General features: G+C 69.4%; 14 protein-coding genes. 7 read left to right on the forward strand and 7 right to left on the reverse strand.

Translation table 11 applies throughout. The features are described from left to right. Nucleotides 1-75: 75 nt before the first annotated feature. From ACZ7L5_RS09855 to ACZ7L5_RS09865, 3 genes are all read right to left on the reverse strand, one after another. Nucleotides 76-837, reverse strand: coding sequence for a transglycosylase SLT domain-containing protein (locus ACZ7L5_RS09855; protein WP_471515787.1), 762 nt, complete (start codon nucleotides 835-837; stop codon nucleotides 76-78). A gap of 299 nt (nucleotides 838-1,136) precedes the next feature. Next, the gene (locus ACZ7L5_RS09860) at nucleotides 1,137-2,330 is read right to left on the reverse strand and encodes an S-adenosylmethionine:tRNA ribosyltransferase-isomerase (RefSeq protein ID WP_471515789.1); all 1,194 of its coding nucleotides are present in this window, start codon (nucleotides 2,328-2,330) and stop codon (nucleotides 1,137-1,139) included. Continuing rightward, a complete protein-coding gene (locus ACZ7L5_RS09865) occupies nucleotides 2,327-3,025 on the reverse strand; it encodes an SDR family NAD(P)-dependent oxidoreductase (RefSeq protein ID WP_471515791.1) in 699 nt (232 codons plus the stop codon). Before ACZ7L5_RS09865 ends, ACZ7L5_RS09860 begins: the two co-directional genes overlap by 4 nt. 239 nt (nucleotides 3,026-3,264) lie before the next feature. Between ACZ7L5_RS09865 and ACZ7L5_RS09870 the strand changes: the two genes are divergently transcribed. From ACZ7L5_RS09870 to chpE, 3 genes are all read left to right on the forward strand, one after another. Further along, nucleotides 3,265-4,410, forward strand: coding sequence for a GAF domain-containing sensor histidine kinase (locus tag ACZ7L5_RS09870; RefSeq protein WP_471515793.1), 1,146 nt, complete (start codon nucleotides 3,265-3,267; stop codon nucleotides 4,408-4,410). Then, the gene (locus ACZ7L5_RS09875) at nucleotides 4,403-5,044 is read left to right on the forward strand and encodes a response regulator transcription factor (RefSeq protein WP_362378665.1); all 642 of its coding nucleotides are present in this window, start codon (nucleotides 4,403-4,405) and stop codon (nucleotides 5,042-5,044) included. Before ACZ7L5_RS09870 ends, ACZ7L5_RS09875 begins: the two co-directional genes overlap by 8 nt. 168 nt (nucleotides 5,045-5,212) lie before the next feature. Then, nucleotides 5,213-5,458: a chaplin ChpE gene (chpE, locus tag ACZ7L5_RS09880; protein ID WP_328428681.1), complete on the forward strand. Its 246-nt coding sequence runs from the start codon at nucleotides 5,213-5,215 to the stop codon at nucleotides 5,456-5,458. A 209-nt stretch (nucleotides 5,459-5,667) separates the two neighbouring features. Here the strand turns inward: chpE and ACZ7L5_RS09885 are convergent, their stop codons facing one another. Further along, on the reverse strand, nucleotides 5,668-6,456 hold the full coding sequence (locus ACZ7L5_RS09885; RefSeq protein WP_471515795.1) for a hypothetical protein: 789 nt from the start codon (nucleotides 6,454-6,456) through the stop codon (nucleotides 5,668-5,670). 146 nt (nucleotides 6,457-6,602) lie between these two features. Between ACZ7L5_RS09885 and ACZ7L5_RS09890 the strand changes: the two genes are divergently transcribed. The 3 genes from ACZ7L5_RS09890 (at nucleotide 6,603) to ACZ7L5_RS09900 (ending at nucleotide 9,003) form a co-directional block, all read left to right on the forward strand. Beyond that, on the forward strand, nucleotides 6,603-7,400 hold the full coding sequence (locus ACZ7L5_RS09890; RefSeq protein WP_328428683.1) for an ABC transporter ATP-binding protein: 798 nt from the start codon (nucleotides 6,603-6,605) through the stop codon (nucleotides 7,398-7,400). A 94-nt stretch (nucleotides 7,401-7,494) separates the two neighbouring features. Then, on the forward strand, nucleotides 7,495-7,926 hold the full coding sequence (locus ACZ7L5_RS09895; RefSeq protein WP_362378670.1) for an NfeD family protein: 432 nt from the start codon (nucleotides 7,495-7,497) through the stop codon (nucleotides 7,924-7,926). Nucleotides 7,927-8,058: 132 nt separating this feature from the next. Next, a complete protein-coding gene (locus ACZ7L5_RS09900; RefSeq protein WP_328882571.1) occupies nucleotides 8,059-9,003 on the forward strand; it encodes an SPFH domain-containing protein in 945 nt (314 codons plus the stop codon). A 143-nt stretch (nucleotides 9,004-9,146) separates the two neighbouring features. Here ACZ7L5_RS09900 and ACZ7L5_RS09905 read toward each other — a convergent pair whose 3' ends face one another. The 3 genes from ACZ7L5_RS09905 to ACZ7L5_RS09915 all read right to left on the reverse strand — a co-directional run bounded on the left by ACZ7L5_RS09905 (nucleotide 9,147) and on the right by ACZ7L5_RS09915 (nucleotide 11,165). Next, nucleotides 9,147-9,653, reverse strand: coding sequence for an HNH endonuclease (locus ACZ7L5_RS09905; protein WP_328882572.1), 507 nt, complete (start codon nucleotides 9,651-9,653; stop codon nucleotides 9,147-9,149). Nucleotides 9,654-9,799: 146 nt separating this feature from the next. Further along, nucleotides 9,800-10,339 carry a YbhB/YbcL family Raf kinase inhibitor-like protein gene (locus tag ACZ7L5_RS09910; protein WP_363034184.1) on the reverse strand — a complete coding sequence of 180 codons (540 nt, stop codon included), beginning with the start codon at nucleotides 10,337-10,339 and terminating at the stop codon, nucleotides 9,800-9,802. Between the two features lie 43 nt (nucleotides 10,340-10,382). Further along, nucleotides 10,383-11,165, reverse strand: coding sequence for a sporulation protein (locus ACZ7L5_RS09915; protein ID WP_471515797.1), 783 nt, complete (start codon nucleotides 11,163-11,165; stop codon nucleotides 10,383-10,385). A 141-nt stretch (nucleotides 11,166-11,306) separates the two neighbouring features. Here ACZ7L5_RS09915 and ACZ7L5_RS09920 point away from each other — a divergent pair, with 141 nt between their 5' ends. Then, a complete protein-coding gene (locus ACZ7L5_RS09920) occupies nucleotides 11,307-11,957 on the forward strand; it encodes a DNA-3-methyladenine glycosylase (RefSeq protein WP_471515799.1) in 651 nt (216 codons plus the stop codon). The last annotated feature ends 341 nt before the right edge of the window (nucleotides 11,958-12,298 follow it).

Genomic DNA, 12,298 nt, shown 5'->3' on the forward strand with positions numbered 1-12,298 from the left:
ACGCCCGAAGGGCGGCACCCCATCAGGAGGGTGCCGCCCTTCGGCGTACGGATCAGAGGCCCGCGCCTACCTCGCTCAGTACGCGCTGTTGACGTTGTCGATCGAGCCGTACCGGTCGGCCGCGTAGTTGGCGGCGGCGGTGAGGTTGGCGACCGGGTCGTACTGGCTCTTGGCCGTGCCCGGGACGTGGTACGCGTCGAAGGTCGGCTTGATGACCTGGAGCAGACCGATCGACGGGACGCCGTTCTGGGCGTTGATGTCCCAGTTGTTGATCGCGTTCGGGTTACCCGAGGACTCCCGCATGATGTTCTTGTGCAGGCCGTTGTAGGAGCCCGGGATGTCGTGCTTCTTCATGATGTCGAGGGCCTCGCGGATCCAACCGTCGAGGTTGTTCGCGTAGGTCTTGGCAGCGACCGGCTTGACCTGGATGCGCTTGGCGTCACGGCTCGCGGCCTCCTTCGCCTTGCGCGAGGCCTCGGCCTTCTTCGCGGCGGCGGCCTTCTTCGCGGCGGCGGCCTTGGCGGCCACGTGCTTGTCGTGGGCCACGGCGGCGCGGTGCTTGGCGGCGGCCACGGCGGCCTCGTGCTTGGCCGACATCTCCTCGGCCTTCACGCCGGCAGCGGCGAGCTGGTTGGTGACGCTCGGCTTGACGTCCTTGATCTGCTCGTTGCTGTACGCCACCTTGCCCGTGGGGGCGTCGGCCGTGGTCGTCTGGGCGTTGCCCGGGACGGCGGACAGGGCGAGAGCGGCGGCGCCGAGCGTACCGACGCCGGCTATCGCGATCTTGTGGCGCTTGGTGAGCGTGCGATCAAGACGGTTCTTGGTGTTCTTGAGCATGGCAGTGGGACCTCTTCGAATAGCGCGGAGGTCGCTCGCTGTCCGTCAGGGGACACGGGTGCTTCCTGCACAAACGCCGCGGGCTGAACCCACGGCGCTGAGCGACGAGAGCAATTCTTAGCGGCCGCAAAATGGCGTGGCAAAGGTGTGACGTACGATCCTCGGTAGTGGACCCAGGAAGGGCAAAACGGGACAGACGGGACCGTCTGTCCCGCTCAAAAGGGACGTCGCTACCTACTACGGACTTTCGTACGTGACCTGCGCCCTATGTGCGGGCTCACATCGGCCGGGTAACAGTCTCACCGGCAGTTGCTGGCGCAACGCTCTGTGTGAGGACCCTCCTCCGGCAGGATGAGATGCACGTCGCCGAACTCGTGCCACAGGTAGAGCCCTTGCAGCGCCGCCTCGTAGCTGCGGTCGATCGCGGCCCGCCCGGCGACCGCCTCCAGCATCAGCAGATGCGAGGCCTCCGGCTCGTGCAGCCCGGTCAGCAGCCCGTCCACCACCCGTACCCCGCGCTCCGGCGTGACTACGAGGTCCGTCCATCCCTCACGCGCGCGTACGACCCCGTCGGCGCCCGCAGCCGACTCCACCGCCCGCACAGCCGTCGTCCCCACGGCGACGACCCTGCCGTCCCCTGCCTTCGCCGCGTTGATCAGCCGAGCCGAGGCCTCCGGCACCGCGAACCGCTCCGAGTACGGCGGCTCATGCGCCTCCGTCGAGGCGACCCCGGTGTGCAGGGTGATCGGCGCGAACTGCACACCCCGGCTGACCAGCTCCGTCACCATCCGCAGCGTGAAGGGCCGCGCCGCACTCGGCATCTCCGCGCTGCCCGTCCCGTCGGCGGACGGCAGCGCGAACACCGTCTGGTACACGGAGAGCGGCTGGTCGCGCTCCGTATAGGAGTAACGAATCGGCCGCCCGTGCTCACGCATGAGTCCGAGGATCCCTGCCCCGCGGGAGCTCTCCCGGGACCCGGCGACCCGCGCCCACCACAGCCGCTCACTCCCCGCCCCGAGCGGCTCCTCCAGCACCAGCCGCACCCCGCCCGGCAGCCCCACCTCAGTTCCCGCGGGCCCTCCCGCCCGCCGCCCGCCACCGCCCTTCCAACGAGCACTTCGCGCGCTGCCCCATTCATGCGCGCGCGTGGCACCGCGCGAGTCGGGATCCCGCAGCTCGACCGCCCACCGCCCGTCGTCCCCGCGCGTGGAGAAGTGCACCACCACGCGCGTGTGCCCGATCCGCCCGTCCACGGCGGCGGCCAGTGTCTCCGACGTGTTCACGACCAGCAGATCCCCGGCCCGCAACAGCCGCGGCAGATCGCCGAACGCGTGATGCGTCACCTCGGTGCCCCGCGACACCAGCAGCCGTACGGCATCCCGGTCCAGCCCCGGCCCCCGCTGCTCGGCCGGCACCCGGGCCGACAGCTCCGCGGGCACCCTCCCCCACGCTCGAACAGGCTCACGCGGGGGGACTCCCATCGCCCGCGTCATCGCCGTCCCTCCAGCAGAGCCGGCGCCCCGTAGCGGCCGCTCGCCGGACGCTCGTCCAGCAGCCGCAGGAAGGCCGGCACCACGCCGGCCGGCATCGGCCGTGGATCGTCGTCGTCCGGTACGGCCGCCGCATACAGGTCCGTGGCCATGTCCCCGGGGTCGACCGCCCAGATCCGCAGCCCCGACTCCTCCTCGCCGAGCACCGCCGCGAGATGGTCCAGCGCCGCCTTCGACGCGCCGTACCCGCCCCAGGTCTCGTACGCCTCGGCGGCAGCGTCCGAGCTGACCGTGATCACCGCGCCCGTCCCGGACGCCCGCAGCAGCGGCAGCGCCTCCTGGACCAGGCCCAGCGCGGCGACCACGTTCACCTCCAGCGCCCGCCGCAGTCCATCCAGCGGCAGCTCGTCCAGCCGTACCAGCGGCTCGGCACCCAGCGCGCTGGCGTTGCTCACCAGCAGATCGACGCCGCCCAGCTGCCAGGCAGCGGCCACCAGCTCGGCCCGGTGCCCGGCGTCCGTGACATCCCCGGGTAGGGCCTTCACGCGCGTGCCGTACGACCGGAGCCCGGCCGCGGTCTCCTGGAGGACCTCCGGCGTCCTGGCGTCGAGCACCAGATCCCAGCCGCGCGAGGCCAGCGCCTCGGCGAGCGCACGCCCCAGACCCTTCGAGGCTCCCGTGATGATTGCTACCGACATGACAACCGTCCCCTCGTACCAGGCCGCTCCGATCGGCGGTGCCCCCAACGTAGGAACGGGGCCGCCCGCACCGCCTCGGACGCGGGCCGCAAAGCCGCGGGGCCCTTCGTCCTAAGCCGCACCGGGGGCCGTTCGCCCTACGCCGCTGATCGGGGGACCAGAGGACTAGGACCGGCGCCCTAGCCGGCCGCCGCCACAGGTCCGATCCGACTGTCACCCCCCGCCGGTACCGTGAGGGCATGAGTCAAGGCCCCAGGTCCGGCCTAGCCGCGGTGAGCTCCGCGCTGCTGGCCATGAGCAGGCACCTCGAGGTGCGGGACGTCCTCAAGACGATCGTCGCCTCGGCCCGCGAGCTGCTCGACGCGCAGTATGCGGCGCTCGGTGTCCCGGACGACCACGGCGGCTTCGCCCAGTTCGTGGTCGACGGAGTCAGCGACGAACAGTGGAAGGCCATCGGCCCGCTCCCACGCCAGCACGGCATCCTCGCCGCAATGCTCCGGGAGGCGGAGATCGAGCGCCTCGCCGACGTCCGCAAGGACCCCCGCTTCGAGGGCTGGCCGTCGGCGCACCCCGACATGTCCGACTTCCTGGGCCTGCCGATCCGGGACGGCGACGAGGTCATCGGCGCGCTCTTCCTGGCCAACAAGAACTGCCCGAAGCCGGAAGGCAGTTGCGGATTCACCGAGGAGGACGAGGACCTCCTCGGCATCCTCGCCCAGCACGCCGCGATCGCCCTGACCAACGCCCGTCTGTACGAGCGCAGCCGCGAGCTGACGATCGCCGAGGAACGCTCGCGCCTCGCGCACGAACTGCACGACGCGGTCAGCCAGAAGCTCTTCTCCCTGCGCCTGACGGCCCAAGCGGCGGCCGCGCTGATCGACCGTGACCCGTCCCGCGCCAAGGGCGAGTTGCACCAGGTGGCCGCACTCGCCGCCGAGGCCGCCGACGAACTGCGCGCCGCGGTCGTCGAGTTGCGCCCCGCGGCTCTTGACGAGGACGGCCTCGTCGCCACCCTGCGCACCCAGATCCAGGTCCTCGACCGCGCCCACTCCGCGCGCGTGACCTTCGCCGGCCACGGCGTGAAGGCCCTGCCCGCCGCCCAGGAGGAGGCCGTACTGCGCGTCACCCAGGAGGCTCTGCACAACGCCCTGCGGCACTCCGGCGGCGAGCACGTCGACGTGACGCTGGACCGGCGCGGCAGCGGAGCCGTCCTGCGCATCACGGACGACGGCGGCGGCTTCGACCCGAAGGCGATACGCCGCGCCGGGCGCCACTTGGGCCTGGTCTCCATGCGGGACCGGGCGAGCGGGGTCGGCGGCACGCTGACCGTGGAATCGGCGCCCGGCAAGGGCACCGTGATCGAGATGGAGGTCCCCGGTGGCTGACGCAATCAAGGTGCTGCTCGTCGACGACCACCAGGTCGTCCGCCGGGGCCTGCGCACGTTCCTCGAAGTGCAGGACGACATCGAGGTCGTGGGCGAGGCCGCCGACGGCGCCGAGGGAGTGGCCCGCGCCGAGGAACTCAAGCCCGACGTCGTGCTGATGGACGTCAAGATGCCGGGCATGGACGGCGTGGACGCCCTGCGCAAGCTCCGCGAACTCGGCAACCCCGTGCGCGTACTGATCGTCACCAGCTTCACCGAACAGCGCACGGTGATCCCCGCCCTGCGCGCGGGCGCCGCCGGCTACGTCTACAAGGACGTGGATCCGGACGCCCTCGCCGGCGCCATCCGCTCCGTGCACGCCGGACACATCCTGCTCCAACCCGAGGTCGCGGGTGCCCTCCTGTCCCAGGAGGAGGCCAACTCAGGGCAGGGAAGAGCCGGTTCGCTGACGGACCGCGAACGCGAGGTGCTCGGCCTGATCGCCGACGGCCGCTCCAACCGCGAGATCGCGCGGGCCCTGGTCCTCTCCGAGAAGACCGTCAAGACACACGTCTCAAACATCTTGATGAAGCTCGACCTGGCGGACCGCACCCAGGCAGCCCTGTGGGCCGTACGCCATGGCGTGACCGGCTGAAACGCTCTCCGCAGGACGTGACGGACGGCAATACGGAGGGTTCCGCTCCGGACTGAGATTCATACCGTCGTGGGAATGTCCCCCGGATGGCGCATCCTTCGTGGATCTCCACCGTTTTCCAGTGCGTGCTGCGGCGACTGCCGCGGCAATCGCAAGGAGGGCTCGAAAGTGAAGAACCTGAAGAAGGCAGCGGCCGTGACGATGGTGGCGGGTGGCCTGCTGGCCGCCGGTGCCGGTATGGCCTCCGCCACCGACGGCGCGCACGCCGACGGCAAGGCCGTGGGTTCCCCGGGCGTCGCCTCGGGCAACCTCGTCCAGGCCCCGGTTCACATCCCGGTCAACGTCGCGGGCAACAGCGTGAACGTCGTCGGCATCCTGAACCCCGCCTTCGGCAACCTGGCCGTCAACAAGTGACGCCCACCCGAAGCGAGCAGTGACCTCCGGCCTCCCGGCCCCACCCCGGGAGGCCGGTCTGTTTGTCGGCGAGGGGGCTCTTTAACGCAGGCCGGCACATTCCAGCCCGTCCGGCGCTTGAGGACGAGGCCGTCCAGGCCGAAACGCGGGCCTGAGGGCGGAGCCCCCAGGGGACGGTCACACCAAAGCCGGCCACAAACAGCGGACGCTCACCGCACGCCTCGCTCCCGCTCCTCCACATAGGCGTTGTACGAAGCAACCTGCGCCCGCCGAGCCACCCGCTCCACCGGACGCAACGCCTCAGCCCGAGCCCTCATCTCAGCGGAGCTCACCGCACCCCCGTGCCCGTTCGTACAGGCCAGCGAAATCAACAACCCCACCCGCTGCGCCAGCTCCAGCACCCGCACCGCCCGCGGCGGATACCCCGGCGCCAAAACCTCCCGCCCCCGCTCGGCCCGAGCCCGGTACGCATCGATCGCCGCCTCGGCCACCGGCCCCGACCCGGCCACGTCCAGCCGGGACAACACCTCGGTCGCATCCCGCAGGGCCTCCGCCAGCTCCCGCTCGGCCTCGCCCAGAGACGGCACATCCGCAGGAGGCGCCTCCCGCACCGGCAGCACATGCCAGACGACCTCGACATGCACATCACCCTCGGGCCCGGCCTCGTACACCTCCGGCACCAGACCGATCGCGGCGCCGTGACAGATCACCGCTTCCTCGGCATCCATCGCCCGCGCATTGAAATCCGGCGGACCGCTCAGCCCCAGCGGGTGCCCCGGCGCGGGCAGCGCGACCCGCAGCCCGCTCACCCCGAGCGCCCGCAGCCGGCCCAGCGCCAGCGTGAGCCCGACGGGCGCCGACTCACCCGGCAGCCCCTCCACCCGGTGCACGGCATCGTCCCCGACGATCTCCAGCACAGCATCATCCGGCGAGACAAGTCCGGCCAAAAGGGCATTTCCCCAAGCCGCAAGGCGTCCTGAACGCGGTTCCGAGAGCATGCCCCCACCCTAAGGACCGGACCGATGGAATGAAGCGCCCGACCGGTGGCGTAGATTTCGTTGAGGGCTGCGCCCACAGGCGCACGCGACCACCGAGACGCCGAGACGCCGAGACCGGTCACACTGCAAGGGGAGACAACGCGCTCATGAGCGATGTTCTGGAGCTTCAGGACGTATCCGTGGTCCGCGAGGGCCGGGCTCTGGTGGACCAGGTCTCCTGGTCGGTCAAGGAGGGCGAGCGCTGGGTCATCCTCGGCCCGAACGGCGCCGGCAAGACCACCCTCCTGAACCTCGCCTCCAGCTACCTCTTCCCCAGCAAGGGCACCGTCTCCATCCTCGACGAGACCCTCGGCAAGCCCGGCACCGATGTCTTCGAACTGCGTCCGCGCATCGGAACGGCCGGCGTCGCCATGATCGACAAGCTGCCCAAGAAGCAGACGGTCCTGCAGACCGTGCTGACCGCCGCGTACGGCATGACCGCCGGCTGGCACGAGGACTACGACGAGATCGACGAGCAGCGTGCCCGCGCCTTCCTCGACCGTCTCGGCATGAGCGACTACGTGGACCGCAAGTTCGGCACCCTCTCCGAGGGCGAGCGCAAGCGCACCCTCATCGCCCGTGCCCTGATGACCGACCCCGAGCTGCTTCTCCTCGACGAGCCCGCCGCCGGCCTCGACCTCGGCGGCCGCGAGGACCTCGTACGCCGCCTCGGCCGCCTCGCCCGCGATCCGATCGCCCCCTCCATGATCATGGTCACGCACCACGTCGAGGAGATCGCCCCCGGCTTCACCCACGTCCTGATGATCCGTCAGGGCAAGGTCCTCGCCGCGGGCCCGCTGGAGCTCGAACTCACCTCCCGCAACCTCTCCCTCTGCTTCGGCCTCCCGCTCGTCGTCGAACAGGTTGGCGAGCGCTGGACGGCACAGGGCCTCCCGCTCTCCTGACCCGCTCCTTCACCCCGCAAAACCCCGGTAAGAAGGGCTTTTCAAACGATCGGCGCCCTGTCGGCGACCGGGCCCGCGGTCCTACCATGACCATGTGGAAATCGACGCGTGGGTATGGTGGTTGATCGGCGCGGCAGCGCTCGGCATCGGGCTCGTGATCACCGCGATGCCCGAACTCGCCATGCTGGCGGTGGGCGCCGTGGCGGCCGCGGTCGTCGCCGGCATCTTCGGCGGTGACGCCGTCGTCCAGGTCGTGTCCTTCGTCGTCGTCTCGACCGCACTCATCGCCGTCGTACGGCCCATCGCGAACAGACATCGCGCACAGCGACCCCAACTCGCCACCGGCATCGAGGCCTTGAAGGGCAGACAGGCCGTCGTTCTGGAGCGCGTCGACGCCTCCGGCGGCCGGATCAAGCTCGCCGGGGAGGTCTGGTCGGCACGCGCCCTCGACACCGACCGCGCCTACGAAGTAGGCCAGGAAGTGGACGTCGTGGACATCGAGGGGGCCACGGCGATCGTCATGTGACCTCGCACGACGTAACTGGCGCGAACCCGCCGCGAGTTCCGCGACGGTCTGTCAGACTCGACCAGCAAGATCTTCAACAACCATAAGATCTGCGGAAGAAGCCGCGGCGGAGAAGGGGTACGGGGAAAGACCATGGAACCGGTCATCATCGTCTTGATCATTCTGGTGGTGTTGGTCTTCATCGCCCTGATCAAGACGATCCAGGTCATCCCGCAGGCCAGCGCGGCCATCGTCGAGCGCTTCGGCCGCTACACGCGGACACTCAACGCGGGCCTCAACATCGTGGTCCCGTTCATCGACACCATCCGCAACCGCATCGACCTGCGCGAACAGGTCGTGCCGTTCCCGCCCCAGCCGGTGATCACCCAGGACAACCTGGTCGTGAACATCGACACCGTCATCTACTACCAGGTCACCGACGCCCGCGCCGCGACCTACGAGGTCGCCAGCTACATCCAGGCGATCGAGCAGCTCACCGTCACCACGCTCCGCAACATCATCGGCGGCATGGACCTGGAGCGCACCCTGACCTCCCGCGAGGAGATCAACGCGGCCCTGCGCGGCGTCCTCGACGAGGCGACGGGCAAGTGGGGCATCCGCGTAAACCGCGTCGAACTCAAGGCAATTGAGCCACCCACCTCCATCCAGGACTCGATGGAGAAGCAGATGCGCGCCGACCGTGACAAGCGCGCCGCCATCCTCACCGCGGAAGGTACGCGCCAGGCCGCGATCCTCACCGCCGAGGGCGAGAAGCAGTCCCAGATCCTGCGCGCCGAAGGTGAGGCCAAGGCCGCCGCCCTGCGCGCCGAGGGCGAGGCCCAGGCCGTCCGCACGGTCTTCGAGGCCATCCACGCCGGCGACCCCGACCAGAAGCTCCTCAGCTACCAGTACCTCCAGATGCTCCCCAAGATCGCCGAAGGCGACGCCAACAAGCTCTGGATCGTCCCCAGCGAAATCGGCGACGCCCTCAAGGGCCTGTCGGGCGCGATGGGCAACCTCGGCGGCCTGGGCGGAGGTTCAGGCAACGGCGGCTCCGGCACAGGAACGGAACGCCGAGAGAAGCCGTCGATCGACTGAGACGCACACGGCCAATACGGCAACGGGGCCCGCCTTCCAAGGAAGACGGGCCCCACAGGCTTCAGGGGCGCGGGGGAACTGCGCGACAAGCCACAACAACGAAGCGGCAGCCTACGAACCACCAACGGGTCTACGGCGAGTGGTCAGGCCGCGTCCATCGCCAACCAGTCCGGCAGCGCAGCGAACTCGTCGGCCCCCAGCGTCAGCAGCATCGCATCGGCAGGCGTCGGCTCGAACGGCTCCCGAAGCAACGGCATCCCCGCCTGCTCAGGCGTCCGGTCGGCCTTCCGATGATTGTCCTCGGCGCACGAGGCGACCGTATTCAGCCACGAGTCCTGCCCACCGTGCGACCGCGGCACCACGTGGTCCACGGTCGTGGCCCTCCGCCCGCAGTACGCGCACCGGTGCCGGTCCCGCACCAGAACACCCCGCCTCGACCACGGCGCTTGTCTTCGGAACGGCACCCGTACGTACCTGCAGAGCCTGATCACCCGGGGCGCGGGTATGTCGACCGCGGCTCCGCGCATGCGCAGTTCGGGGTGGGCCTGCTCAACGACGGCCTTGTCCTGAAGCACCAGAACGACGGCTCGGTTCAACGTCACCGTCGACAGCGGCTCGAAGCTCGCGTTCAGTACCAGCGTGTCCCGCATGACCAGCCCACCTCCCGTATGCAGCCGCCCACCCCGTGGCGGGCTGGGATCAACTCTGGCCGGGCACGCCGAGATGGACAACGAAATAAAAAATGCCCGCCCCCGATCACTTCCATGACCAGGGGCGGGCAAACGTTCCGTGAACGTCAGGCTTCGGCGGGTACCTCGTACTCACCGATCACATGGGCGCGCGCGATCGCGTGGAACCGCAGGTTGAATCCGACGACGGCCGGACTGGCGTCCGAGTCCGGACCGAGCTTCTCCTGGTCCACGGCGTACACCGTGAACACATAGCGATGCGACCCGTCCCCGGGCGGCGGCGCGGCACCGCCGAACTCCTTCGACCCATAGTCGTTCCGCGCCTGTACGGCACCCTCCGGCAGCCCCTCGAACTTGCCGCTGCCCGCACCGGCCGGCAGCTCCGTCACCGAGGCCGGGATGTCGAAGACGACCCAGTGCCAGAACCCGCTGCCCGTAGGGGCGTCGGGGTCGTAGCAGGTCACGGCGAAGCTCTTGGTCTCGGCCGGGAAGCCTTCCCAGCGCAGCTGCGGCGAGGTGTTGCCCGCCGCGTGGACCTGAGCGTCCTTGAGGGTCCCGCCCTGCTCGACGTCCTCGCTCGTGACCGTGAAGGACGGCACGGGCGGATGGAAGTCGTGGGGCAGCGGCCGCCGCTTGAGCTCGGTCACTTCGATACCTCCTGATGAACCGGTGGAATCAGCAGTTCCGAGCCTAGAACCAGTTGCGCTTGCTGCCGACCTCGGACAGCCACTGGTTGAGGTACGCCGCCCAGTCGGTCCCATGGAAGTCGTTCAGGCCCACCTGGAACGACCGGAAGGTGTCGCTGCCCTCGCTGAACAGCCCCGGCTTCTTGTCCATTTCGAGGACGACGTCCATCGTGTGCTCGTCCGCGACGAAGCTCAGCTCGACCTGGTTGATCCCGCGGTACTGCTGCGGCGGGAAGAACTCGATCTCCTGGTAGAACGGCAGCTTCTGCCGCGTACCGCGGATGTGGCCGCGCTCCATGTCCGCGTTCTTGAAGCGGAAGCCCAGCTGGATGAAGGCGTCGAGGATCGCCTTCTGCGCGGGCAGCGGGTGCACGTTGATCGGGTCCAGGTCGGTGGAGTCCACGGCCCGCGCGATCGCCAGCTCCGTCGTCACACCGATGTTCATGCCGCGCAGCGTCTGACCGTCGATCGTCGTGACCGGCGTCTCCCACGGGATCTCCAGCCCGAAGGGCACCGCGTGCACGCCCCCGGCCTGCAGCTCGAAGGCACCACCGAGCTGCATCTTCGTGAACTCGATGTCCTGCTTGTACTCCGAGTCCTGGCCCTCGACCTCGACACGCGCCTGAAGGCCCACGGACAGGCCCTCGATGTTCTGGTTCACGGACCCGCCCTGAATCCGCACCTCACCCTGGACGACACCGCCCGGGACGACGTTGACCTCCGTCAGCACCGTCTCGACCGAAGCCCCGCCGGCCCCCAGGCTCGCGAGCAGCTTCTTGAACGCCATGACTCTCCTCTTTTCAGAGTGGATCCCTTGATCCCTACAAACGCGATCCGGCCGTGGCCGGTTCCGCGCTCCCACCCTGGCAAGTCGCAGGCCCCCTGACCACCCCGTCGCAACCATCCGTCTGCACTACCCTCGGACGGCATGATCGCGACCCCCGACCGTACGCCCCTGCCCCGGGCCTTCTTCGACCGGCCCGTCCTTGAAGTCGCCCCTGACCTCCTGGGCCGCATCCTCGTACGCAGCACCCCGGACGGTCCGATCACCCTCCGCCTCACAGAGGTCGAGGCCTACGACGGCCCGAACGACCCCGGCTCCCACGCCTATCGCGGCCGCACGCCCCGCAATGACGTGATGTTCGGTCCGGCCGGCCACGTATACGTCTACTTCACCTACGGCATGTGGCACTGCATGAACCTGGTGTGCGGCCCCGACGGAGAGGCGAGCGCGGTCCTGCTGCGCGCCGGCGAGATCGTCGAGGGCGCCGAGCTCGCCCGCACACGTCGACTCTCGGCCCGCAACGACAAGGAACTGGCCAAAGGCCCGGCCCGCCTGGCAACCGCCCTGGACGTGGACCGAGCACTGGACGGCACGGACGCCTGCGCCTCCGGCGAGACCCCGCTGAGGATCCTTGCCGGCACCCCGACCCCGTCCGACCAGGTACGCAACGGCCCGCGCACCGGCGTGGCGGGCGACGGTGGAAACGGGGACGTCCACCCCTGGCGCTACTGGATCGCCAACGACCCCACGGTGAGCCCTTATCGGGCCCACGTCCCGAGGCGTCGCCGAAGTTGACGCGCCCTGACGAGGCGCGTAACGTAGCCCGAGCCGCTGAACCGGGTACTGCGAAGTCAGCAGCCGGAGCGGCCAACCCACTACCTAGGAGAACCCCTAAGCGGGGTCGATTCCGGCGTGCCCGCATGCCCGAATTCGATTGCGCAGAGCCCGATTATGAATCGGGCGGCGGAATCGGCTAACGTAGTGAATGTCGAAAGGCCGACGGGCGAAAGCCCAAAGCCTCAAGACAACCCGCCGACAGGGAATCGGATCGAGAAAAGGTCTGATAGAGTCGGAAACGCAAGACCGAAGGGAAGCGCCCGGAGGAAAGCCCGAGAGGGTGAGTACAAAGGAAGCGT

This window comes from Streptomyces sp. NPDC107528, assembly GCF_055639295.1.